Origin of the sequence: Halosimplex litoreum (assembly GCF_016065055.1) — an archaeon.
In the GTDB taxonomy this organism is placed as follows: domain Archaea; phylum Halobacteriota; class Halobacteria; order Halobacteriales; family Haloarculaceae; genus Halosimplex; species Halosimplex litoreum.
Genome location: NZ_CP065856.1, coordinates 591,673 through 614,450 on the forward strand (window position 1 = coordinate 591,673; position 22,778 = coordinate 614,450).

Annotated in this window: 15 protein-coding genes and 1 pseudogene; 2 read left to right on the forward strand and 14 right to left on the reverse strand. The window is 65.8% G+C overall.

The annotated features are described in order from the left end of the window. The first annotated feature begins 85 nt into the window (after positions 1–85). The gene (dph5, locus tag I7X12_RS03015; protein WP_198062405.1) at positions 86–865 is read left to right on the forward strand and encodes a diphthine synthase; all 780 of its coding nucleotides are present in this window, start codon (positions 86–88) and stop codon (positions 863–865) included. Here dph5 and artA read toward each other — a convergent pair. The 10 genes and pseudogenes from artA to I7X12_RS03060 all read right to left on the reverse strand — a co-directional run bounded on the left by artA (position 854) and on the right by I7X12_RS03060 (position 15,973). Continuing rightward, on the reverse strand, positions 854–1,897 hold the full coding sequence (gene artA, locus I7X12_RS03020) for an archaeosortase A (RefSeq protein WP_198062406.1): 1,044 nt from the start codon (positions 1,895–1,897) through the stop codon (positions 854–856). The two genes, dph5 and artA, sit on opposite strands and share 12 nt — an antisense overlap. A gap of 171 nt (positions 1,898–2,068) precedes the next feature. Continuing rightward, on the reverse strand, positions 2,069–5,317 hold the full coding sequence (locus I7X12_RS03025) for a DUF7282 domain-containing protein (RefSeq protein WP_232343012.1): 3,249 nt from the start codon (positions 5,315–5,317) through the stop codon (positions 2,069–2,071). Between the two features lie 111 nt (positions 5,318–5,428). Next, positions 5,429–5,536 (reverse strand): annotated as a pseudogene (locus I7X12_RS20830) (hypothetical protein); the annotation flags it as partial. Positions 5,537–5,751: 215 nt separating this feature from the next. Continuing rightward, on the reverse strand, positions 5,752–6,717 hold the full coding sequence (locus I7X12_RS03030; RefSeq protein WP_198062408.1) for a hypothetical protein: 966 nt from the start codon (positions 6,715–6,717) through the stop codon (positions 5,752–5,754). A gap of 173 nt (positions 6,718–6,890) precedes the next feature. Further along, positions 6,891–8,825 carry a PKD domain-containing protein gene (locus I7X12_RS03035; RefSeq protein WP_198062409.1) on the reverse strand — a complete coding sequence of 645 codons (1,935 nt, stop codon included), beginning with the start codon at positions 8,823–8,825 and terminating at the stop codon, positions 6,891–6,893. 140 nt (positions 8,826–8,965) lie between these two features. After that, a complete protein-coding gene (locus I7X12_RS03040) occupies positions 8,966–13,651 on the reverse strand; it encodes a beta strand repeat-containing protein (protein WP_198063772.1) in 4,686 nt (1,561 codons plus the stop codon). Between the two features lie 19 nt (positions 13,652–13,670). Beyond that, on the reverse strand, positions 13,671–13,844 hold the full coding sequence (locus I7X12_RS03045) for a hypothetical protein (RefSeq protein WP_198062410.1): 174 nt from the start codon (positions 13,842–13,844) through the stop codon (positions 13,671–13,673). 325 nt (positions 13,845–14,169) lie between these two features. Further along, positions 14,170–14,517, reverse strand: a complete 348-nt coding sequence (locus tag I7X12_RS03050; protein ID WP_198062411.1) for a hypothetical protein — start codon at positions 14,515–14,517, stop codon at positions 14,170–14,172. A 28-nt stretch (positions 14,518–14,545) separates the two neighbouring features. Further along, complete coding sequence (locus tag I7X12_RS03055) at positions 14,546–14,740, reverse strand: hypothetical protein (RefSeq protein WP_198062412.1); 195 nt, start codon at positions 14,738–14,740, stop codon at positions 14,546–14,548. 951 nt (positions 14,741–15,691) lie between these two features. Continuing rightward, the gene (locus tag I7X12_RS03060) at positions 15,692–15,973 is read right to left on the reverse strand and encodes a hypothetical protein (RefSeq protein WP_198062413.1); all 282 of its coding nucleotides are present in this window, start codon (positions 15,971–15,973) and stop codon (positions 15,692–15,694) included. Between the two features lie 128 nt (positions 15,974–16,101). On the opposite strand from I7X12_RS03060, the gene I7X12_RS03065 reads away from it, so the two are divergent. Continuing rightward, positions 16,102–17,346: an RNA-guided endonuclease InsQ/TnpB family protein gene (locus I7X12_RS03065; protein WP_198062414.1), complete on the forward strand. Its 1,245-nt coding sequence runs from the start codon at positions 16,102–16,104 to the stop codon at positions 17,344–17,346. Positions 17,347–17,467: 121 nt separating this feature from the next. Here I7X12_RS03065 and I7X12_RS03070 read toward each other — a convergent pair whose 3' ends face one another. From I7X12_RS03070 to I7X12_RS03085, 4 genes are all read right to left on the reverse strand, one after another. After that, positions 17,468–19,807 (reverse strand): phospholipid carrier-dependent glycosyltransferase, encoded by a 2,340-nt coding sequence (locus I7X12_RS03070; protein ID WP_198062415.1) that lies wholly within the window; start codon positions 19,805–19,807, stop codon positions 17,468–17,470. Between the two features lie 79 nt (positions 19,808–19,886). Next, on the reverse strand, positions 19,887–20,039 hold the full coding sequence (locus I7X12_RS03075; protein ID WP_198062416.1) for a hypothetical protein: 153 nt from the start codon (positions 20,037–20,039) through the stop codon (positions 19,887–19,889). A 77-nt stretch (positions 20,040–20,116) separates the two neighbouring features. Continuing rightward, positions 20,117–20,278 (reverse strand): hypothetical protein, encoded by a 162-nt coding sequence (locus I7X12_RS03080; RefSeq protein WP_198062417.1) that lies wholly within the window; start codon positions 20,276–20,278, stop codon positions 20,117–20,119. A 161-nt stretch (positions 20,279–20,439) separates the two neighbouring features. Then, a complete protein-coding gene (locus I7X12_RS03085; protein WP_198062418.1) occupies positions 20,440–22,713 on the reverse strand; it encodes a M61 family metallopeptidase in 2,274 nt (757 codons plus the stop codon). Positions 22,714–22,778 lie beyond the last annotated feature (65 nt).

Below are 22,778 nucleotides of genomic sequence, written 5' to 3' on the forward strand. Positions count from 1 at the left end.
CGGTCACGACCGATTCCCGCCCACCTCACCGACCACGTCGCGAGCGCTTCGCGGGGCTTAATCCGCTCGGCGACGGAGTCGGCGTATGCTCACCTTCGTCGGACTCGGTCTCTACGACGAGCGCTCGGTCACCGTCGCGGGCCGCGAGGCCATCCGCGCGGCCGACCGCGTCGTCGCCGAGTTCTACACCAGCACGCTCGCCGGCGCGACGCTCGCCGACCTCGAAGCCGCCCACGACACCGAGATCGAAGTCCGCGACCGCGCCGGCGTCGAGCAGTCTCCGGACGATATCCTCGACGACGCCGTCGACTCCGAGGTGGTCTTCTGTACGGCCGGGGACACGATGATCTCGACGACCCACACCGACCTGCGGCTGCGCGCTCACGACAGGGGTATCGAGACCCGCGTCGTCCACGGGACGACCGCACAGGCGGCGGCGAGTTCGCTCACCGGCCTCCAGAACTACCGCTTCGGCAAGGCGACGACGCTGCCCTTCGAGCGGTCGCACGCCGGCGACGACCTGCCGGAGAGCATCATCGACACTATCGAGCGGAACCGCGACCGCGGACTCCACACCCTGGTCTTCCTCGACATCGACGGCGAGAACGAGGCGTACATGCGCGCCGACCGAGCCGCCGGGCGCCTCGCCGACGCCTACGAGGACACCCTCGGGGTCGCCGTCGCGCGCGCGGGGAGTCCCGATCCCGTCGTCCGCGCCGACCGGCTCTCGGTGCTCGCCGAGGCGTCGTTCGGCGACCCGCTCCACCTGCTCGTGATCCCCGGCGACCTCCATCTCATGGAGCGCGACGCGCTCGCCGCCCTCGGCGACGCCCCGAACGAAGCCCTCGAAGCGCTAGTCGTCTGAGCGGGAACTCGCGCCCGTCTCCGCACCGGCCTCCGGTTCGCCCTCGACGGCGGCTGCCGGCACGTCCAGGGCGGCTCGGAGGTCGTACTCCGAGCCGGTCAGGACGAACAGCAGGTCTTCGACGACCGTCAGAACCTCCGGGAGCTCGCGGACGACGAGGTAGGTGATCCCGACGAGCGCCACCACCGAGAGGCTCTGGGCGACGATCCGGTCGACGACGATGTAGGAGACCTGCCGCGGGTCGGTGAGTCCGAACACCGACATGATGAGATCCGGGAACAGCTGGAAGCGCTGTTCGCCGAACCCGACGGCGATCATGACGTTCCGTCCGAGGTTCAGCGCGTAGATAATCGGGATCGACACCGCGAACGCGCGGAGCTTCCGGCGCAGCGGCGCTTGGACGGCGGCGATCAGCCCGACGAAGATGGCCATGCTCCCGATCCCCGTACAGGCGATGACGATCGTGTAGAAGATGGGGCTCTCCCCGTCCGCGAACACGAACGTGTTGTGATAGAGATGTTCCTTCTCGCCGACGATGTAGCCGTCGTACGCGACCACCGACTGGCCGTCGACGACCGCCTCGTACCCCGTGACGAGGTCGGGACTCGACCCGATCAGCGAGATCAACAGCGCGGTCTGGTCGGTGACCGTCTCGACTAGGAACTGCCGCAACACGGGGATCGACTCGAACGGGAAGAAGACCGCGCCCATCAGGAGGATCGCCCGCGAGAGGACGAACAGCGAGTCCCGCCCCGACCACAGCAGATACCCGACGTAGAACGAGGCGGGCACGGCGACGAGGGTCCCGACCCCCTCGATGACGCTCCGCTGGACGACCGCGAAGTGATAGATGAGACTGAACCAGAAGACGCCGAACAGCCCCCACGCCGCCACCCCGGCCTGTCGAGCGCGCTCGCGGCGCTCGGTCAGCTCCAGGACCGTCGTCGCGAGAAACGCTCCGAGTACGAGCCACGCGAGCGGGTCGGAAAAGCGCGTGGCCCAGTCCAGACCCGAGAGGACGACGTCGAGCATCGGTACTGACTCAACGTTACGGGATCGGGAGTATATGTTTTGTCGTTGCGTCCACGGTGGACGCACGACCGCGTTGGCGTACGGAAACACCGCGGAGCAGTCGCTGTCCGGGTAGCGTCGAAAGAAATGTCGAGCGGTTAGGGGTCGGGCGTCAGCCCGATAGTGCTACCGTTAGTCGCGACGGCGCGCCGTGAGGAGCGCAGCCGCGAGCAGGGCGATGAGCGAGACGGCGACACCGAAGCCGGGACCGTCACCGGTCGTGGTCGGCTCGGGCGTCGTCTCGCCGCCGTCGTCGGCCTCAGTCGGCGTCGGCTCGGCCGTCGCGGTCGGCGTCGGCTCGGCCGTCGCGGTCGGCGTCGGCTCGGCCGTCGCGGTCGGCGTCGGCTCGGCCGTCGCCGTCGGCGTGGCCGTCGCCGTCGGCGTCGCGCTGCTCAGGGAGACGGACGCGCTGTCGGTCACTGCGCTACCGTTGGCAGTGTACGGCGCGTCGGCCTCGGGGAAGTCGTACAGGTTGTTGGAGTTGTCGTCCAGGTGCGGCATGGCGACCAGCGTGGTCGTCTCGTTGATCGGGCTGTCGAGGTCGACGCGCACGTTGGAGTGCTGGCCGGCCTCGAGGTAGCCGCTGGTGCCGATGACGTCGCCGCTGGCACTACCCTCGTGGATGGCGATGAAGCCACCGTCGGAGAGCGTGGTGGAGTCGACGACGACTTCCTGGTTGCCCTCGGGGACTGCCTGGTCACTGAACGTGACCGTGGCGGTCGCTTGGGCCAGGATCATGCCGCTGTACTGGTCACTGATAGCGGAGCCGCCGCGGCGGACCGTGACAGTGAAGTTGATACCGGAACCGCGCTCGCTGAAGTCACCCGTCGCCGCGAACGTGCGGTCCTCGGTGACGTGGGTGTTCAGCGTCTCCAGGAACGGACTCGTGTCCGACTGGCTGTTGACGCGGAGGCCGAGCATCGTACCCGGGGCGACGTTCGTGTCGCCGCGCATGGTCTGACCGGCCTGGTTGCGGATGATAACTTCGTCGTCCGCGTTCGTGTCGAGCGTAGCCTCGGCGAGCTCGTAGGTCCAGACGGAGCTGACGGTGCCTTCACCGTCGCCGCCGATCTGCGGACCGACCGACTCGTACCCTTCGAAGGTGAACGAGGCGTTGTACTGGATGTCATCCTCGAGGACGTCGTCGGAGACACCCGCCAGGTCGACTGCGACGTAGTAGGTGTCGTTCGCGTAGTCCGGGATGACGACCGTGTTGCTCGTGTCGAGGTCGAAGCGCTCGCGCTGCGCGTTCGGACCGGGCTCCTGTTCGGAGAAGCTGGCGTTGAAGACGCCGACGTCGACTGCGCTCAGGTACGCGCTCGTCGCGTTGGCGCCGTTGTTCGTGCGGTTCTTGAAGACGCCTTCGAGACCGGACGCGGAGAGCTGGTGGACGATCAGCTCGTCACTGGCCACCAGGTCGGACTGCGTCAGGTTCCCGTCGATAGCGTCCTCAGTGTTGTCGGTGTTCTCGTCGATGAACTCGAAGTCGACCTGGTCCTTCTTGTCCGAGGGGACGACCCACACGTTGCTGCTCTCGGTGGAACGCTGGTTGATCCGCACTGCACCGACGCCGTCTGCGTCGATTTCGCTGAAGTTGAAGTTACCGCTGTTCAGCAGCTCGGCCTGGTCCTCGTCGTTCGCGACGATCGCGAGGTCGTACGAGGCCGGGTCGAGGATGCCGTTGCCGGCGAAGTCGAGGCTCGTGTCGTCGGTGACGTTACCGTCGCCGTCGAGGTCCTGTCGGACCGCCTCGACGAAGCCGCCGGACTCGCCACCGAAGGCGGTGACGTTGTCCTCACCCTGCGCGGTGAAGATGTAGTCCTCCATGCCCGTACCGGACATGTAGGTGTTCCATTCGAGGACGACCTCGCCGTCGCCGTCCTCGTCGGCAACCGTCACGTTCGTCACGTAGGCGGTGTCGCCGACGTTACCGATGGAGACGGTCGCCTGAGCGCCCTCCTCGCTGTTGGAGAGCGAGATCGGGATCTCGACGACGTCACCGCGTTCCTCCTCGACGACGCCGCGGTCGAAGGAAGCGGAGTCAGCCGTGGGGAACGTGTCGACAGTGAACTCGCCGGCACTGACGTCGACACCGGTCGCGACGTCAGTGACGGTGACTTCGTAGTCGCCAGCCGCGAGCGCGAGGCCGAGGTCGTACGTCTCCTCGAACTCGCCGCGGTTGTTGAACTGGGTCAGTCGGTACTCGCTAGAGTCCTCGTCGTCGTCGTCGGTCGGACCGACGATGTCGATGGCGACGCCGGAGTTACCACGGATGGACTCACCGCTAACGGAGAGTTCGACTTCCTCGTTGTGCTCGAACAGGGTGCCGTCCTCGTCGAGGGAGGCCGACATCCGGAGCGACGTGACGTTGAAGTACTTCTCGGTCTCGCCCTGGTTCTCGTTGAACGTCAGGCGGTAGGTCGAACCGGACTCGAGGTTGTCGGATTCGAAGACGATCTCGCGGCTGTTGACACCGGTCGAACCGTCGAGGATGATCTCACCGGTCTCGACGTTCTTCAGGAGGATGGCCGCGTTGTCGGCACCCGACTGGAACGAGACAGGCGAACCCTGGTAGATGCGCTGGGCACTACCGCGGGTGGTGTGAGCGTTGTCGGTCTCGAACAGAACCTCGGACGAGAGGTCCGCCGACACGTTGCCGGGGGTCGTCGAGTTGCTGTCCGAGACGCCCTGAGCGTCGGAGGTGTTGCCGATGTAGATGTCGACCTCACCTGCCGGGGAGATGTCGCCCAGACCGTGGGCGCTCTCGGCGATCTCGAAGCGAGCGCCGTTGGAGAGGGACGTGACGTCGCTCGCGCTCACGTTGGCGCGAACGGTGTCGCCCTGACCCGCCTGGCGCGCGTAGATAATGAAGTGCTGGTCGACGCTGTCGACGTCGTTACCCGTCGTCGCGTTGACGACCGGGCGGTCGAAGGCAACCGTGAAGTCGCCCTGGTACTCGGTCACGGCGATGACGTCAGGCTCGCCCGGCTCCGGGGCGTCCTGACCGTCCTGACCGTCCTGACCGTCCTGACCGTCCTGACCGTCCTGACCGTCCTGACCGTCCTGACTCTCGGCGACCTCGACCGTGGTCGTACCGAGGTCGACGCTAGTGTCGTTACCGGCCGTGAAGCTGCCAGCGACCGAAATGTTGGCAGCGTCGGTAGCGTTCTCCGCGGTCAGAGTGTACGTGACTTCGACGGTCGCGCCACCAGAGAGGTCCTGGAAGCTCGCGACCAGACCGTCGGAGTTAGCCTGGGGAGTGATCGCGAAGTCGGAGACTCCCGCAGCCTGTCCGTCGATCGTCGTCGAATCATACTCTGCACTCTGTACTCCTCCACTGAACGATTCGTTCAGCGTCAGGGCGCCGCCGTTGGCGTCCATTTCCGCTGTCGCTGTGACCGTAACCGTCTCGCCGGGCGCAACAGTCGCGTCGGCTGTGCGGTCGCCGCTTGCGACCCCTGCAGCCGCCGGACTGGCGGTGACAGCGAACACGGAAACGACCATCAGCGCAGCGAGGAAGACGCTGCGAAATTTGTCGTTCGTTGTATTCGTCATAGTTGTTGGATTGTTGTACATCGGGCCGATCCCGACACTGTGCATCCGGTGGATTGTATGCCGGTATTAAATGCTTTGTGTAATATCGTGCCCTATGCCACCCATTCTATTGCGACCTATGCAGGTGATCGACCAGGGAGAGCGCCCCGATATCGGGGAGTTCCGACCCGGAGAACCGAACCAAACTACCACTACCGGGACGAAATGTCACACACGAAACCGTTTCTGGCCCTATATAAAAAGCGCGAACTGGTGGGTGCTTACGCCCCAGCGAACGCCGAGGCGATCTGACCGAGTTCGGCGATCGATAGGTCGCCGTTTGCGAAGGTCTTGGCCGCGTTGCCGAGATCGGAGATATCGATGGTGCCGTCGTTGCCGGCGAACCGGTCGACCGGGTCCGCCTCGACGACGGTGACGGTCAGGGTATCGAACGTCGTCGACCGGTCGCCGGCGGTGACGTCACCGGAGACCGCTACCGCGGTGCCCGCGGAGGCGTTCTCGGGGACCGTGGCTTCGATCGCCACGGTCGCCGTCCCGGTGACGTTTTCGATGGTGACGACCGTCCCGTTCGCCTCGCTCGCCGCGACGATGGGGAGCACGCTCTCGTTGGCCACCGACGTGTCGGTAACGGAGACGTTCGCGAGCGCGGGATCGAATTCGTGAGTGACGGTCAAGTTGCCCGCGGCGTTGTCGACGGAGGCGGTCACCGTCACGACCTCACCGGGTGCGGCCTCCGCAGTATCGAGCGCCTGTGAGACGACCAGGGGGTCCTCCACGACGTCGATAGTCGTCTGGACGCTCTCGTTGCCTGCACTGTCCGTCGCTCGCCCGTCGATCGCCATCTCGCCCGTGGATTCGTTGGCCGTCAGTTCGTAGGTGACCGCGACCGTCGCCCCCTCGGAGAGACCCTGGAAGCTCGCGACCAGCCCGTTCGCGGTCGCCTGGGGAGCGATCGCGAAGTCGGAGACGCCCGCAGCCTCGCCGTCGATCGTCGCCGACACGTACTCCGCACTCCGCACTTCACCGCTGAACTCCTCGTTGACGGTCAGGCTACCACCGCTGGCCTGCGCCGTGAACGTCACCGTCGCGGTACCGCCCGGTGCAACTGTCTGACTGTCCACACTGCGGGACGTCTCGTTGACCGCCGCCGCGGGTGCGGCCGCAGCCGTCAACGCGAGCAGCCCCAGCGCGAGCGTCAGTACTGGAACGAGTGCTTTCGATCGCATACATCCGGTAAGTATATGCTACTACTTTTAGATTGAGGTCCCGGTCTCAACGAGGATACTCGGCGGCCCACCGCGGGCGAACGAGGCCGTCGAACACCGGTCCCATCGGGTCGGCCCTCTCAGCCGTCCACCGTCTCGCGAGTCGGTCCCCGGCCGTCGCCGCAGGACCCGGATCAGCTGGCCGAGAAGGCCTCGGCGACCGACCCGAGCTCGTCGATCGTGAGTCTGCCACTCGAGAAGGCATCGGCGGCGGCCCCGAGTTCGCCGATGTCGATCCGGCCGTCTGCGTCCGCGTCGTACTCGGCAGCCCCACTGCCGGGCTCGTAGACCACGTCCCTCGGGAGCTGTGTCTCCTCTTCGACCGGCAGCGTCACCGTCGCCGAATCCGTCGCCCCATCACTGGCTTCGACGGTCAGAGTCGCGGCGTACGTCCCCGAGTGGGCGTAGGTGAACGCGACCGTCTCGCCGGTCGCCTCGACCGCCGAATCCCCGTCGAAGTCCCACCGATACGCCGCGTCGTCACTGTTCGCGGTCGTGTTCGCACGGAACGTCACCGACTCACCGACCGCTACCGAGTCGGGAGCGACCCCGAACGCGGCCGTCGGCGTCGGGTCTCCCCCGTCGAGAGCCAACACCTGCGTCCCCTCGATCGACTCGGTGCCCGCGGTGAACCGCACCGTCACCGCTTGCCGTCCGGACGCCGGGGGCGTCCACTCGACGGCGTGGCCCGCGTCGACGCGTTCGAACGCCCCGTCACCGTCGGTGTCCCAGGACACTTCGACGCCGTCGAGCGGTTCCGCCAGCGTCCGGAGCGTCCCGTCCTCGGAGGCGAACATCGGCTTCGTCTCGAAGACCTTCCACGCGGCGGCCGGGTCGTCGGAACCCCCGCTCATCCACCGTTCGTGGAACGAGGCGAACGACTCGCCCGTCTCCGCGCGGAACTGTCGCTCGAAGTCGCTCCCCGCGGAGTCGGCGAGCAGGTCGAGCAGCGACTGCCGGCCGTACTCGGCGACGTACGAGGCGACGAAGTAGTGGGCCTGGTCGTAGCTGGCCGTCCACTCCAGCAGCGCGTCCTCGGAGGGCTTCGACAGGTCGTCGTAGTACGGGAGCGTCGAGGACTGCTCGTAGGAGGCGTGACCCTCGATCAGGAAGTTCCAGCCGCCGTCGGTCTCGGTGGTGGCCTCGTACTGCCCGAGATGCGCGAGTTCGTGGACCAGCGTCGTCCGGACCCCGTGGACGGTCTTCCCGTTCGCGACCACCACTGTGTCGGGCGCCACCGCGTACGACCGTGCCCGGGGCTCGGCCAGTTCGAACGTGACGGTCTCGGGCAGTTCACCGGCCCGCTGTTCGTAGCGCTCGTAGACCGTCGGGAGGTCCGGTTTCAGCGCGGCGAGGACGATCCGGTCGTTGCGCGAGAGGGGCTCGGCCGACCGCAGGACGAACCGCTCGGTGTCTTCGAGCGTCCCCGGTTCGTACGCGCGGAACGACAGCGACACCGTCTCCGTCGCGTCCCGATCGGTCGCCGCCATCGTCACGGTCAGTTCGACCGCGCCCGGGCCGGTGAACTCGAACGCCGTCGGCTCGGCCCCGACGCGGGCCACCGGCCCGCTCGCCGAGACGTTCGCCACCGTCGCACCGCTGCCCACTTCGTCGGTCGCCCGCAGTTCGAGTCGTTCGCCGGTGAGCACCCTGTAGCCGACCGACGACAGCGCCTCGCCGTCCCGGTCGACGAGCGTCTCGGACAGCGAGAGTTCGACCGGCGTTATCTCGACGGTCTCGGTGATCACTCGGTCGTCGACGTGGGCCTCGACGGTCACCGTCACCGGGGCCGCGCCCACGCGGACGGTACAGTTCGCGTGTCGGATGCAGCGGTTGGTCCCGAGTTCGCCGTCGTTGCGCCAGACGAGCGTCGCCCCGTCGGGCAGCGTCGCCTCGTCGACCGCGATCGTGACCGAGTCGTGGGGCTCGGGCGTCGGGTCGTCGACCGAGACCGCGAACCCCTCGCTCCCGGTCGAGCCCGCCGCCGCGTCGGCGGCCCCGCCCGCGGCGAAGAGGGCGGCGCCGACCAGCAACAGCGACAGCACCGCGGCGTAGTCTCGCGTCGGCATCACGTCACCGCGATGGGCCAGTCGGCGTATAAGCGTTGCTACAGCGCCGACGGTGGAACTGCCGTCGCTACGAAGCGCGAAAAAACGGAGAAAGTGCGTCGACCCGTGTCGGGGGTCAGTCGTGGTCGTGGCGGGTCGGCTTAGCTGGCCGAGAAGGCCTCGGCGACCGAACCGAGCTGGCCGATGTCGAGTTCGCCACTCGAGAAGGCCTCGGCGGCCGAACCGAGCTCGCCGATGTCGATCAGGCCGTCGTTGTCGCCGTCGTACTCGGCGGCCGCACTACCCGGCTCGTAGACCGCGTCTTCCGGGGTGTCGTCGGTCACCGCTTCGACGGTCAGCGTCGCGGTGACGCTGTCGTCGCCGTTGTCGCTGTCACTGACCTCGACCGAGAGGTCGGCCGTGGTCGTGTTCGCGACATCAGGCGCGGAGACCGTCACGTTGGCCTCGACGGTCAGGTCGCGGAACTCCGCGCTGGAGTCGGGCGCGACACTGAACGTGATGACGTTGCCGCTAACGTCCGGGCCACCGGACAGCGAGACGTTCTCGCCGTCGGCGTCAGTGACCGAGACGCTGTTGGCGCTGTCGAGCGTCGCGGCGTCCGGAATCGTCACCGTGAAGGTGTCCGTGTCGCCGTCGTCGCTGACGTTCATCGCGTCGAAGGTCAGCATGTGCTCGTTCGTCGTGTTCGCGTCGACCGTGCTCGGGTCGAGGTTGACGTTGTCGAGCATGACCGCACCGGGGTCGACGGGAGCCTCAACGGACACGTCGACCGTGTCGTTGACGAACGCCTTGCCGACCTGCGTGCGGGTCGGCTTGCTCGCCTCGACGGCGAACTCGCCGGCCGAGTCGAAGGTGACGTTCGCAGTCTGGTCGATCGAGACGGTGTTGACCACGTCACCGGACGCGTTCCGCACGGTCAGCGTACCGGTGGTCTGGCGGTCGAAGTCCTCACGGGTGAGCGTGAACATGACCGTATCGTTCTGCGCGATGTCGGTCGTGTTCGCGGCCAGCGAGAGGTTGACCTGCTCGTAGACGTTCGTGGTCGCGACCTGGAAGCTCGCATCATCGGACGCCTGCGCGGTGTCCGTCACGAGGTCGACTTCACTGCCGGTGATCGAGTCATCGACAGTGTAGGTGATCGTGCCGGATTCGGTGGTCGTGAAGTCGAAGTTGACCAGGCCTTCGTCGGTGAGCTTCGACTGGGCGCCACCATCGAGGGCGCCGCTAATCTCCACGCCAAGGAGGTCGAGCTGGTCACCGTTGGCGTCAACGGCGTTCAGCACGAGCGAGTAGTCCGAGCTCGGCTCGAGGTCCTCGGGCGTGTCTTCGAGCGTGATGTTGCCCGTGTTGATAGCGATCTGTCCGTACGCCCCGTTAGCCGTATCGAGCGAGGTCGAGACGTTCAGCGTCTGCGGCGCGGCCTCGGCGGTTCCCTGCTCGGGCGCGACCGACACTGCGCGCGTACCGTTCTCGTTGACCGTCACGGTCTCAGAGTTGCCAGCAGTCGTCGCGTCCGGACCAGTCTCGTCAGAGAGGTCGTCGAGCTGGAAGCTCGCGTTGACTGCACTGAGATCGACATCGACCTTGCCGAGCGCGCTGCCGTCGCGCGGGTCTTCGACGGTAACGTTCATCTCGGAGACGAGACCGAACGTCAGGTCGTCGCCACCGAGGGTGGTGGTGATCTCCGGCTCGACCACGTCGAGGGTCGTGGAGCCAGTCCGGGATTCACCGTCGTCAATCGTGATGTTCAGCGGTGCGGTCGAGTTCTCCGCGCGGAGTTCGACCTGCAGCGCGTCGTTGGTGCCGTCACCGTCGGTGTCGACGGATGACGGGGCCGTGACTTCCGTCACTTCGGCCGCCGGTTCGTATGAGACCGTGAAGTCGTCGAGGGCCGTCCCGTTGACGATGTCACCATCTTCGGTGATCGTCAGGTTGTGGACCTCATTCGCGCCCGCGAGGGCCGCCGAGCGGTTCGACGAGATCTCGTAGGATTCGACGCCAGTAACCGAGATCGCAGCTGCCTCATCGATCCGACTGTCGTCGTACGCACTGTTAGCGACTTCCAGATCGATGCTACCGGTGGTGTCGAACGAGACGTTCTCGGCGATGTAGTCACCGTTGTTCACGGAGCTGAAGTCCTGAACAACAGTGCCGCCAACGCCGCCAACTTTCACCTGACCATCCGGACCGTGGATGACGAGCGTGGTGTCAGTCTCGTAGTTGTTAGCTGTCTGGGGCGAACTGGCGTTGAAGGTCACACCGGTTAGTACGACGATGCGGTTGTTCAGCGGCGTCCCATCGCTGTCCGTGACCTGCAGGCTTACATCCTGCCGGGCGTCGTCGATAGTGGCCTGGCTCGGACTCAGACTGTTGTAGCTGTCACCGAGGACGGGGAGCGTCAGCGACTCGCTGACTTCCGCGCCGTCGTCCGTGTGTCCTGTCACATCTATCGACACTTCGCCAGCCTGTTCGGGGTTGAGGCTGCCGAAGGTTGCCGTACTACCGTCCTGGCCCTCGTTGGCGCCATCGAGGAGAACGCTCTGCTCCTCAATGCCGATGTCGGGTGCGCTGATGGTCACCGTCGCGTCTGCCAACGCGTTGCCATCAGCAGGCTTCTGGTTGTCACTTCCGACAACGTCAACGTTGATGGACTGAGCACCATCACCGTCAGCGGCGCCGGTCACCGAAATGTCGCTTTCCTGAACGTTGACGATGAGGTCCTGATCCGCGGTCGCCGTAGCCGCGGAGTCGTCACCGAGGAGGTCCGGGGCCGTAGGCGAACTGAACGCCGTGTCCTCGTAACCGTCAATCAGGTCCGTCCCGTCGTCGGTTTCGAGCTGTGCAGTCACTTCCGCAGCGTTCACCGTCGGCGTCGCTTCGATCACGACAGCCTCGGTTCCGGCACCATCACTCTGCGCAGGCACGACGTGGATGTAGTTCGTCTCATCCTGGTCGCCATCAGTATCCGAGTTGAGCAGCGTACCCTGACTGATGTAGACATCAGCTGTTGAGTCGGTGTCGGATACGACCGTGCCGTCGAACGGGCCCGTGATGTTGAGGTAGTTGGCACCGGAGCTGTCGTATGCTCCAGCACCTTCTCCTGCGAAAGTGCCAAGCGGGAGAACATTCCCGGCCTCGTCCTTAGCCGTAACCGTGTAGGTCTCGGAGAAGCCCTGGAAGTTCTCGCCATCAGCGGTGATCGTCACGTTCGCGTTAGCAGCGCCAACGTCGATAGTTTCGACATCGGCGGTGTCACCAGCGTCGTGGACGTACCACGTGCGTGCGTCGTTCAGCGTTGCGGTAATCGAGAAACCACCGTTGGAGCCGGTAGTGTCGACACCGACCAGACTACCGGCACCGCCGCTCTGCGTGCGGATCTCGATTGAATTACCAGTTACAGGATCACCATTACTGTCCACCAGATTCCCGCTAATCGTCACTTCGTCGTTGTAAGCGGGGCTACTGGGGTCGACAGTGAAGTTCTCGACGATATTGCGGTCTTCAACCGTGACCGTGGCACCGCCTTCGTTGTTAGCAGCAGTACTGTCGATGTTGACAGCGTCAGTAGTGGTGCTGATACCAACGAACCAGTCGCCAGCACTGTCGAAGACACCGTCAACGGAGAACGCACCGGTACTCGTACTCCCTGTCTCCTGGGTGGCATCACCCTCGTCAACCAGTGCGTAGTTGATGCTCTCCTGATAGAGATCACCGGTTTCGGCTTCAGTATCGTACCACTGGTAGACGTTCGCGTCGATGGTGTTCTCCGTACTCAGGACGACCGTACTCGGATCGGCCGTAACGTAGTAGTCGTCAGTCGTATACGCCGCGTTGTCGACTTCGCTTCCAGCAACAATGAGCGACCCGTCCTGGTTGGTCGCCTTCGCCTGGGAGAACGTTGCATCCGTTGTCGTGCCCGTCAGCGTGATCTCTTGGTCGTTGTAGTTGTGACGGACAACAACCTCACCACCGATGTCTTCCGGATTATCGCTGACACGGAAGGTAACGTCGTCACCGGCGGTGGTTCCTTGTGAATTGACGGCGATCGTCGGCTGAGAGAGTGCCTGATCAACCGTCTGCGATGTCGTCGTATCTTGTAGCGATGAGGTGCCACTCGTTGCGATAACGTACGTGTCAGCAGTCACAGTGACAGTGTACGTCCCGCCACTAACGCTGTCGAACGAGTAGTCCCCGTTCGAATCCGTTGTCGTGGTTGCGACGACCTCAGCAGCGTTGTCGTCGGTAAGTTCGACCGTCGCGCCCTCGATTGCTGACGCGTCGCCAGCATCAGTAATGGAGCCCGAGATACTCCCTTCCGCGAAGGCAAACGTGGCGCTATTGGCTGAGTCACTGGCGCTAACGTCCGTGACTTCGTAAGTCAGCCCACTGGCGCTCGCATCTGCACCGGAGGTATCGAGACCAGAGAGGGTCAGGTCGAAGTCAGCGGTCCCATCAGTGCCGTCAAGCTGTGTGACGTCAACAGTAACAACGCCGGTTGTTGTGTCGAAGCCTGTTACAGAAGCAGCAGCGTCACCATCACTTCCGGGGTTGATCGTAACCCCAGCATCGGCGCTACTCAGATCAACGCCATTCTCCTGTAGAGCGGAGACGTCAATCTCAACATCGCCTGTTGTATCGACTATGATATTATTCGTTACATGCTGTGTGCCAGCATCGGCTGACCCAACGACGAGGTCGTTAGGTGTACCGGCATCACTGACTGCGGCCGCCGCCGTCCCACTCACTGCCACAGTCGCCCCGAAGACGGAGCCGACCATGAGCAGGGAGAGGAACAGCGCGCGCAGCTTCTCGTTGGTTCCTGTCATATGTTTTTGTAGTTTGTCATTAAGTGTCTGATTCGTCCATGTCGAAGTGCTGTCGGAGGATATCCTCCAGCTTGACACTGACGTTTGATCCTTCAGCGACGGCCTCGGCACGTACTTGGCGCCACACTTCTCGATCGATCTCGATCGAGGTGTGTGTCGTGTCGCTGCCGCCCGAACTGTTCTCGTCGGTCATCGCCGTTGTCATGACCTCATGTTTGATTGTAGCGCTGGACTATTGCAGTGAGTTACTGAACACTACATCACGGACCATTACCGTCTGCCGTATTATAGCTTGTGGGAACGGAGTAACCTGCAAGTACCACCAAATCTGCTGTTTCAGCCCCTCTCCGTCGATTTTATGCGCCGAATTATCCCCGTATTAACCGGTCTATACCCCCGATTTGACGGCCTACACCGCCGGGAACACACCGATTCGTGTTTTTACGGCAACTCGACTGCGAGCGCGTGCGTCGCGTTCTCATATTCGAGATTAGTGTCAACCGAACAGTCACTCCCAACTACCGAACGCCCCGACACGGGTCTCGGCGGCCCGCGAGCGAGCGCGGCCGTTCGCCCACGTCGGCGTAGCCGGCGTCGACCAGCGTGTGGAGATGGCGGCGGATGTTGGTCCGCGTGATCTCGTAGTCGGCGTCGATCTCGGGCGTCGGGCGCCACCCCTCGCCCAGTGCGACGAGCGTCTCGAGCACGTCCCACGGTTCGACATCGGTCGGGGTGTCGTAGTCGGCGAAGTACTCGGCGACGGTCACCGGCCCGGGCTCGGGCAGGTCGGCGTCGGCCAGCCGCGCCCGCCCGGCGTCAGTGAGGTATAGTAGAATTTGAAAGACATCGCTTAGGCGATCGCACACAGTCGTGCGATCGACTGTGCAAACGCTTTCAAATTCTACTATAGTACATGTGCGGCTCCTGATCTTCGTCACGGTCGACGTCGCCGTTCGCAGAGAGACGCTTGACGCGGTAGAGCGCCACCTGGGAGCCGATCGGCAGCGGCTCGGCGACCGACGGGACCGTCCCCAGCTCGTCGCCGGCCAGCGGCCACAGCACCTCGATATCGTCGACCTCGGTAGCCATACCTCCATCGTGCCCGCCGACGGGATCGAGTCTGTCGGATCGCCCCGCTAGGTGTGTCGTCGCCCGCTCCGTCGGAGAGTGGCCGGGTACCAGCTGTCCAGTCCCGGCTCACACGGGTACATCCGCGCGCGGCCGCTCTCGCGTGCGCTCGCGAAAATTTTCCGCCAGCGACCGTCTCCATCGAGTAGCGGACGACGAGCGCTCCCGTCGAGTAGCGGGGGCTACCGGGACCCGAGCGGTCGCCCACCGGGCGGTGAGGAGCCGCCAGAAACACACCACACACACGAGTCGTAAGCGGTGTATACGCATCGTGAGCGGCGAAAGCCGTTTGAGGATCCACGGCGTACCGTTACGTACCACACACGATGCACGCAGCTGGCCCACGATAGTAGCGCCGTGGGCCAGTGTGTGTGGTCTCGCCGAGTCAGAGGCGAGCATCCGCCTGGATGGCAGTATCTGACTCTTGTCACACCGCCCGTGCCAGAGGCGGCTGCCCCAGCCCGGGCACCAATATCTGGCTTTCAGCGTCGCTAAATGCTTTGTGATCAGTTACGTCCCTGGTATGGCACATTCGCAGTCATGTTCGTGCCCGCTTCGCAATCGATAACTCAGCCCTTCGCGTTCTGTCTCCGACTCTCTGGTCTATCTCGGCGAAGAGACGTTGTACTGGCCAGGAATGGAGCGCATAACAATACCTCTCTGGTGAGTACTCTGCCACTGGGGGAACTTCCGGGGCTGTGCCACCGGGGATGCCAAATCTCGTTGTGGATGCCTGTACGCCCCATTTCCAGGGGGCGTCTTCAGACTGTGAAACTACCGCCGCGTGTTTAAGAATCAGTTGCCCCTAGAGCAGTCTGTCTGCACGGTGCGTCTTCCCCGACCCCTGTGTGCAGACATTCCCCCCCATCCCCCCTAATTGCCCGATGGGCGCTCCCCCCGCGCCCATTGTTTTCAGCACCGAGTCGCCCACTCGTGCCAGCAGCCCCAGCTGCAGAACCGGAGGTGCAGCTGTGTCTCCACCGTCCGATCCTCGCGCTCCTCGACGAGGCAGGCCCGTGCTTCGACGACGGAGTCACGGCCGAGGTGGACGGGCTCCTCGCAGTGCCAGCACGGCCGGCTGGTGGTCGTGGCGGTCGCCGGGTCGATCTGTTCGACGGCCCTGATCCAGCCGGTGTCGGCGTCGGGCGGCCCGTCCCGCAGCGAGCGGTAGCGCTGGGCGGTTCGCTGGTTCATAGAATAGCGAGGCGGAAACCCACCCGTTCACGGGTGGGAGGAAGCGCGTCCACTCGGTGGTACAATCCACCGACGACAGCAGGGCCGACTTCCAAACGCTTTTGAATTACTAAGATTACATATGGTATATGGGGAAGCGGCGCACTGTCCCCGTGCGACTCGACGTGGACAGTGACGATGTCGCGCTTCTCCGCGACACTGTCGACGAGTTCCTGTGGGCCGCCAACTACGTGACGCGCCACGCTTTCGAGGGTGAATACGTCACGACGAGTAAAACAACGCTCCACGATGGCACCTACGAAGACGTGCGCGATGAAACGCACTTGCACAGCAACCACGTCCAAGCCGCTCGCAACAAGGCCGCCGATGCCTGCAAGAGCGCCGTCGAAAAGTGGAAGCACGGCAAGAAAGCGTCGATGCCCCACTTCACTAGTCCACACCTCGTCTACGATCACCGCACCGCGACGTTCCACGACGACCACGTGAGCCTCGCCACGCTCGATGGCCGGATTGTAGCCGAGTACGTGCTCCCGGATGACGAGCGAGATACGCCCCACGCCGAGTACTTCTTCTCGGACGAGTACGAGACGACAGGCGCAGAATTGCACTACACGAACGGTAACTGGATGCTCCACGTCCACTGCAAGGTGGAGGTGGAGTCCGACACGTCGGAGCAGGCAACACCCGAGAACGGAGCGGTTCTCGGGGTTGACCTCGGCGTGAATCAGCTAGCTGTCACTTCGACTGGCACGTTCTGGACGGGCGACGAGTTCGACCACTGGCGCAGAGAGTACGAGAACCGCCGTGGCGACCTGCAAGAGTGTGGAACGCGGTGGGCACACGAGAATCTGCAGGCTGTCGGACGCAAAGAGACAAATCGCTTCAAAATCACACTCCACCGTATCAGTGATGCGTTAGTCGCGGAGGCCCGCGACCACGAGTGTTCAGTGATAGCCTTCGAGGATTTGACGGACATCCGGGAGCGCACTGGTGCGTCGTGGGGCCACAAGTGGGCGTTCGATCGCCTCTACGAGTACGTCGAGTATAAAGCCGCAGAGTACGGTGTCGACGTAGAACAGGTAGATCCCGAGAACACGTCACTGCGATGCTCGACGTGTGGGTGCACAGACCCTGACAACCGCGACGGTGAGGACTTCGAGTGCCTGAAATGCAGCTACGAGAACCATGCCGACTACAACGCCGCGAAAAACATCGGTCTGCGGTATCTCCGTCGGGACCAAACAGGCTCCGGTGGAGGCGCACCCGTAGGCGTGTGCTTGAACAGCGGGACGCTGAACGTGAACGGAGAGTATGACCCTCCTGCCGATGATTCGGCTAGAACGGGAGTCCACGCTGAAAGCCCACGGCTTTAGCCGTGGGGTAGCTTACGTCTCCGACCAACTCCATCAGCGCGCGAGCCCGTTCGGGAGCGCTTCTGTTCGTTTGGCTCGAGCGCGGTAGCCGGCTGCTTCCGATGCCGGAATCGCCTCGGTATCACACCGGTTCGACCGCGCTCTCGCTCGCGCGCGCACCGATATCGGCCCCGACGGTGCCACCGTTTCGGACGGCTCGTTCGTCCACCGCGACGGTGGTGTTGCCCAGAGTGTACCGGCCGGGGTAGGGGACGGTTACCGCGAACGCCCCCGTGGCGTTCGCGCGGACGCGACGCTCGTAGCGGACGGTCCGGCCGTCGACGGTGACGTTCGTCGCGAGGGTCTGGGTCCGGTTGGGCGCGGCGGTACCGACGAGGCGGGCGCCGGGGACTACGCTGGCGACGACCCGGCCGTCGGGCCCGCGGTAGCGGACGCGGTAGTGGGCCAGCCCCGGCGCGTCGGCGGTCCGGCCGCCGAAGCTCCCCGCGAGGCGCGCGCCGACCGTCCCCGACTCGAAGCCGCTCCCCTCGACGACGACGTAGCCGACGCGGTCGCGCAGCCGCGGGTACCACCCCGAGGCGTTCGCCGCCGAGGCGAACGGCCCGAAGTTCGCCCGGGCGAACCCGTACGACCGCGACTGGCCGCTGACGACGTAGTTGTACATCCGGTTGTCGCCCCATCGACTGAACACGTAGCTGTCGGGGGAGGCGAGCCCGCGCTCGGCGGCGTCGTCGGCCGTCCACGCCGCCGCGCGGTAGGCGTCGCCGTCGGTCGTCACCTGGCTGGTCTTGACTGGCACCTGGACGACCCCAAGGCCGGCGACGAGGACGAACAGCGCGAGCACCTGTGCGGCCCGCCGGCCCGTCGGGATCGAGAGCGACCGCGGCCCCGTGCGGTCGGGGTCCAGCGGCGCCGGCGGCGCGCCGAGGTCGACGACCGACGCGAGGTGGACGAACCCGAGGCCGGCGAAGGCGGCGGCGAACACCGCGAGCTGGCCGGCGAAGCGCACCTGGACGGCCGCGAGCAGGAGGAACCACCACCCGTAGGCGACCGGGACGGCCCATGCGGCGTCCGAGCGGGTCGCCCGCCGGGTCGCCCACGCCAGCCACGGGGCCGCGAGGACGAGCACGAACCCGAACAGCAACAGCCAGCCGACCGACCCGCCGTCGAGCAGCGACCGCGTCTCCGCGATCCCCCGCGACGCGAAGAGGTCGCCGAACCGCCCGGTCGCTCGCGTCCAGACGGCCGGCGCGGCGACCGCGACCGCGGCCAGGCCGGCGATTCCCGCGACGCCGCTCGCCGGTACCACCGCCCACGGCGGCGCGTCGGCGCGACCGACGAGTTCGGCGACCGCGAGGACCCCGACGACGGCCGCCAGCAACAGCGCGGGCGTGACTGCGACGACCGAGTCGTGCCACCCCAGCGCCGCGTGCGCTCCGGCGACGACGACCGCCGCCGCCCCGACCCCGGCGACGACCGGGAGTCCTCGACGCGCCGGCGAATCGCCCGCTCGAACGTCTTGGACCGCGCGGACGGCGACGTACCCGACGACCGGGACCACGAGCAGGGGGCCGGCCGACCACCCGAGGATCTGTCCGGCGAGTCCCGCCGCGACGACGCCCGCCCCCAGCCACGCGCGGCGGTCGCGGAGGCCGTCCGTCCCGTCGACTGCGACCAGCCCGTAGGCGGTGACCGCCAGCGGGACGTAGTCGAAGGCGTGGTGGTCGGCGAACCCGAGGCTGGTCCGCATCGCGTGGCCCGGCGTGACCGCCAGCAGTACGACGGCGGCCAGCGCGACCCGACGGTCGTCCGTGAGTGCCACCACGAGCGCGTACAGCACCGCAGCGGTCGCGACCGCGGTAACGACGGGGTACCACGCCAGCGTCCATCCCGCCGCGGCGGGCGTCCCGCCGAACAGCGACGCGACAAGCGTCGTGACCGCGACGAACAGCGGCTCTCCCGTCTCGGTCGGCCCGACGCCCGTCAGGACGGGGCCGATATCGAGCGGTCCCGAGACGTTCAGGAGCGTCCGCTCGACCCAGTACCGATAGGCGTACGGGTCGTTCCCCGAGAGGACGACCGTCCCGTCTCTGAACACCGATGGGTAACTGATCACGCGCGCGAGAACCACCGCCGAGAGTGCCGCGACGAGAGCGCCGACCCGACGTGAGTCGAGATCGACGGTCGAGAACGTCGGTCGCCCGACCCGTGGCCGGTCGTCGGTCACCCCGTCGTCTCCCAGTGCCTGGCGAACCGCGTCGGGGTCGGCGAGGCGGTATCCGTCGCCCTCCTTTTCGACGACGTCGCGCTCGACCAGTTCACCGAACGTCCCCGAGTCGACCTCGGTGTCGTCGAACGTCCACGTCTCCGCGGCCGCGTCGACTTCCAGAAGGGTTCGCAGATCCTCGGTCAGATCCGGCCGATCCTCGATGAGCGACGCCGCCGCGGATCGCTCACTCATACCACCACTCACCTCCGACCGGCGAATAAGCGTATCGCTCCGGTGACCGACCTGCAGTACGTCGCCCGAACACGCGCCGTCAGTCTTCGGTCAGTACGATCTCGATCTCGACGGTCCCGTCTTCACCGTCCCGGTCGCCTGATTCCTCGGTCTTGTGTCCGTCGGCCAGCAGCGCAGTAGCGGCGACTGCCATCGCGACCGCCGGGAGCCCGAACCCGTGTCGCCGTTCCATATCCGAACCAGGTGAATCAACGGATAAACACTTTGTGGAAGATTTTCGGCGGAACGACAGCCGGTCCGGGCGCGCGGTCACTCGTCGGAGAGGACGACGTCGAGGGTGACGGTGCCGTCCGCCGCCTCGGCTCCGATACGACCGATGTCGGAGTCGTCCTCGGCCTCGCCGGGGTCGGCACCGATGGTCGCCAGCGCCCCGAGTCCGGCGACCGCCGACAGCAGTTCGCGCCGTTCCATGTTCCATGCCCTCTCGCCGACTGGTAAACCTCTTGTGGCTACCGACTATCCAGCTCCGTGTCGGGATACGGCCGTCTGCGAACGGCTCGCAATCAGCCCGCGAGGAGAGCTAACGACGCGAGTTCCGACGGCTTCGCCCGCTGCATCCGATGCGACGGCGCTCAGCTCGCGGCGTACGCTTCGGCGACGGCTCCCAGACCCCTGATCGAGAGGTCGCCGCCCGCGTACGCCTCCGCTGCCGCCCCGAGCTCGGTGATCCCGACCAATCCGTCCTCGTTCGTGTCGAACTCGGCGGCCACGCTACCGGCCTCGTAGACCGCGCCCTGGGGCAGCCCCGCCTCCGTCACCGTCACGGTCGCGGTGGCGTTCCCGTATCCCGCGGCCGATACCGTCAGCGGGTAGGTCCCGGCGGACGCCCGGACCGATACCGTCGCGTTCCCCTCGGACCCGGTCGTCTCCGTCACGCCGAGTGCCGCCGACGTGACCGACGCATCCGCCACGGGGGATCCGCTCCCGTCGGTCACCGTGACCGTGACGTTCGCGGAACTGTTGGCCGCGACCGTCGAGGGCGACAGCGAGACCGAGAGCAGGTCCGGCGCTGCCGGCTCGACGGTCAGCGTCGTGTTCGCGCTGGCGGTGCCGCGCGCGCTGTCCCGAACGGAAGCCGTCACCCGAACCGAGGCGTTCCGGTCGACCACCGGCGAGCGAAGCGAGAGCGCAACCGAGACCGTCCCGTTCAGGTCGGCGGTCGGCGAGATCTCGAACAGCACCCGGTTGTTCGAACCGCCGTCGGCGTCGGTCAACTCCGGACTCCCGGTGACGGCGACCGCGTTCCCGTCGGCGTCGGTGACGGAAGCGTTCAGGCCCTCCGCGACGACGCCCACGTCGGTCGGGAGCGTCACCGAGACCGTGTCCGTGTTCCCGTCACCGCTGACCTCCCCGACCTCGAACGACACCGTCCCGTCGACCGTCTCGTTCGCCGAAACGGTGGCCGGCGATATCGACAGGTTCCCGACGGTCACGGGCGGCGTGGACTCCGCGGTCGAGGTCGCGTACACGCTGGAGAGGTCCGACGGGATCGACGGCGCATCCCGGGTCCCTGTGAAGCGGTCGAGCGAATCGCCCACCGACGCGTTGGTCACGGCGACGACCTCCTCCCTGAACGTCGCGTAGGAGACACTGGCGTTGTCGACCGTGTTGATCCGGCGAAACACCGTTTCCAGCGTGGCGTTGCCCCCGAACCCGCGTATCGTGGCGTCGAGCGAGCCCAGCACGCGCCGTCCCTTGTAGTAGTTTTTCAGCTGTGTGGTGTCCACGCCGTCCCGGAGGACGCTGTCGGCGTACCGCGTGGTCTCGTCGTCGAGATACGACCGGAAGCCCGCCTCGCTCAGATAGCCCGCCCGCCAGGCGTAGTACCCGCCGTAGTAGTCCGCCGACCCCTCGGTGAACCAGTCGAGGTCGGAGTCGACGTCCTCCGGCAACCTGTCCCCGTCGAGCCACGCCTGACGGGTGTGAATGTACTCGTGTGCGACCGTCTCGGCGAATCGCGACGTGGACGCGCCCACCCAGAACGCTCCGCCACCGCCCCGACCCCCGGGTCGGATCGGCTCGGGGAGCAGGAACGCCGTCACGTCGGGGTCCCTGTCACCGATAGCCAGCTTCCCGGAGACGTTCGCCACGTATCCCGCGGTCGTCGACGCCGACAGCGGCGGCGCGGCGTCCGCCCCCTCGACGACCGTCACCGTCTGGTTGGTTCCGGCCGCCTGCGAAGTCCCGTGCTCGCCGAGGAACATCCGACCGTCGGCGCCGTATCCCGACCGGACCGCTTCGTAGGTCGTGTCTATCGACGGGTCGTCACCGAAGGTCAAATACCCAAGCCCGTTCGTGAGTTGCTGACCGTCGATGAACGCCCAGTCGTCGGTCTCCACCGTATCGTATCCGCCCGAAGCAGTCACGTTCGTCGCGACGGTGTAGACGAGTCGCCCCGTCGTGCGTTCGCCGTACGACGACCTGAGTTCCCATCGCCCCTGTTCCGTGTCGTAGGTGAAGTTCTCGGACGAGGTGACCTCGTACTCGACCGGGAGGCGACTGACCGTGGGGTATAGTTCTACAACGTCGCCGGGGAGCGTCGCCTCGTAGGTGACCGTCACCTCTCCCGGGACGCTCGGCGTCCGATTCACCTCGAATCGTTGTCGGATCGTGGGCGCCGCGTCGGTCCGCGCGCGGTCGGAACCCATCTCGACGTAGCTGACCGTCGAGTTGTTCGCGGCCCCGACGGTCGCGGGAGCACCACCGATCAGATCGGTCGGCCCGGACGAGTCGACGGTCCCAACCGCGGCCGCGGCCCCCGGCGAGACCAGGCTCGCGAGCACGGCGAGAGCGACGAGAACGAGCGCCGTTCGACCCGGCGAGCAGACAGACCGGAGTGTATCCATGCCCTGGGATCCGGGTCCACCCGTAAGTAAGTTTCCGCTACCGTGGGGATCACGCGGTAACGAGT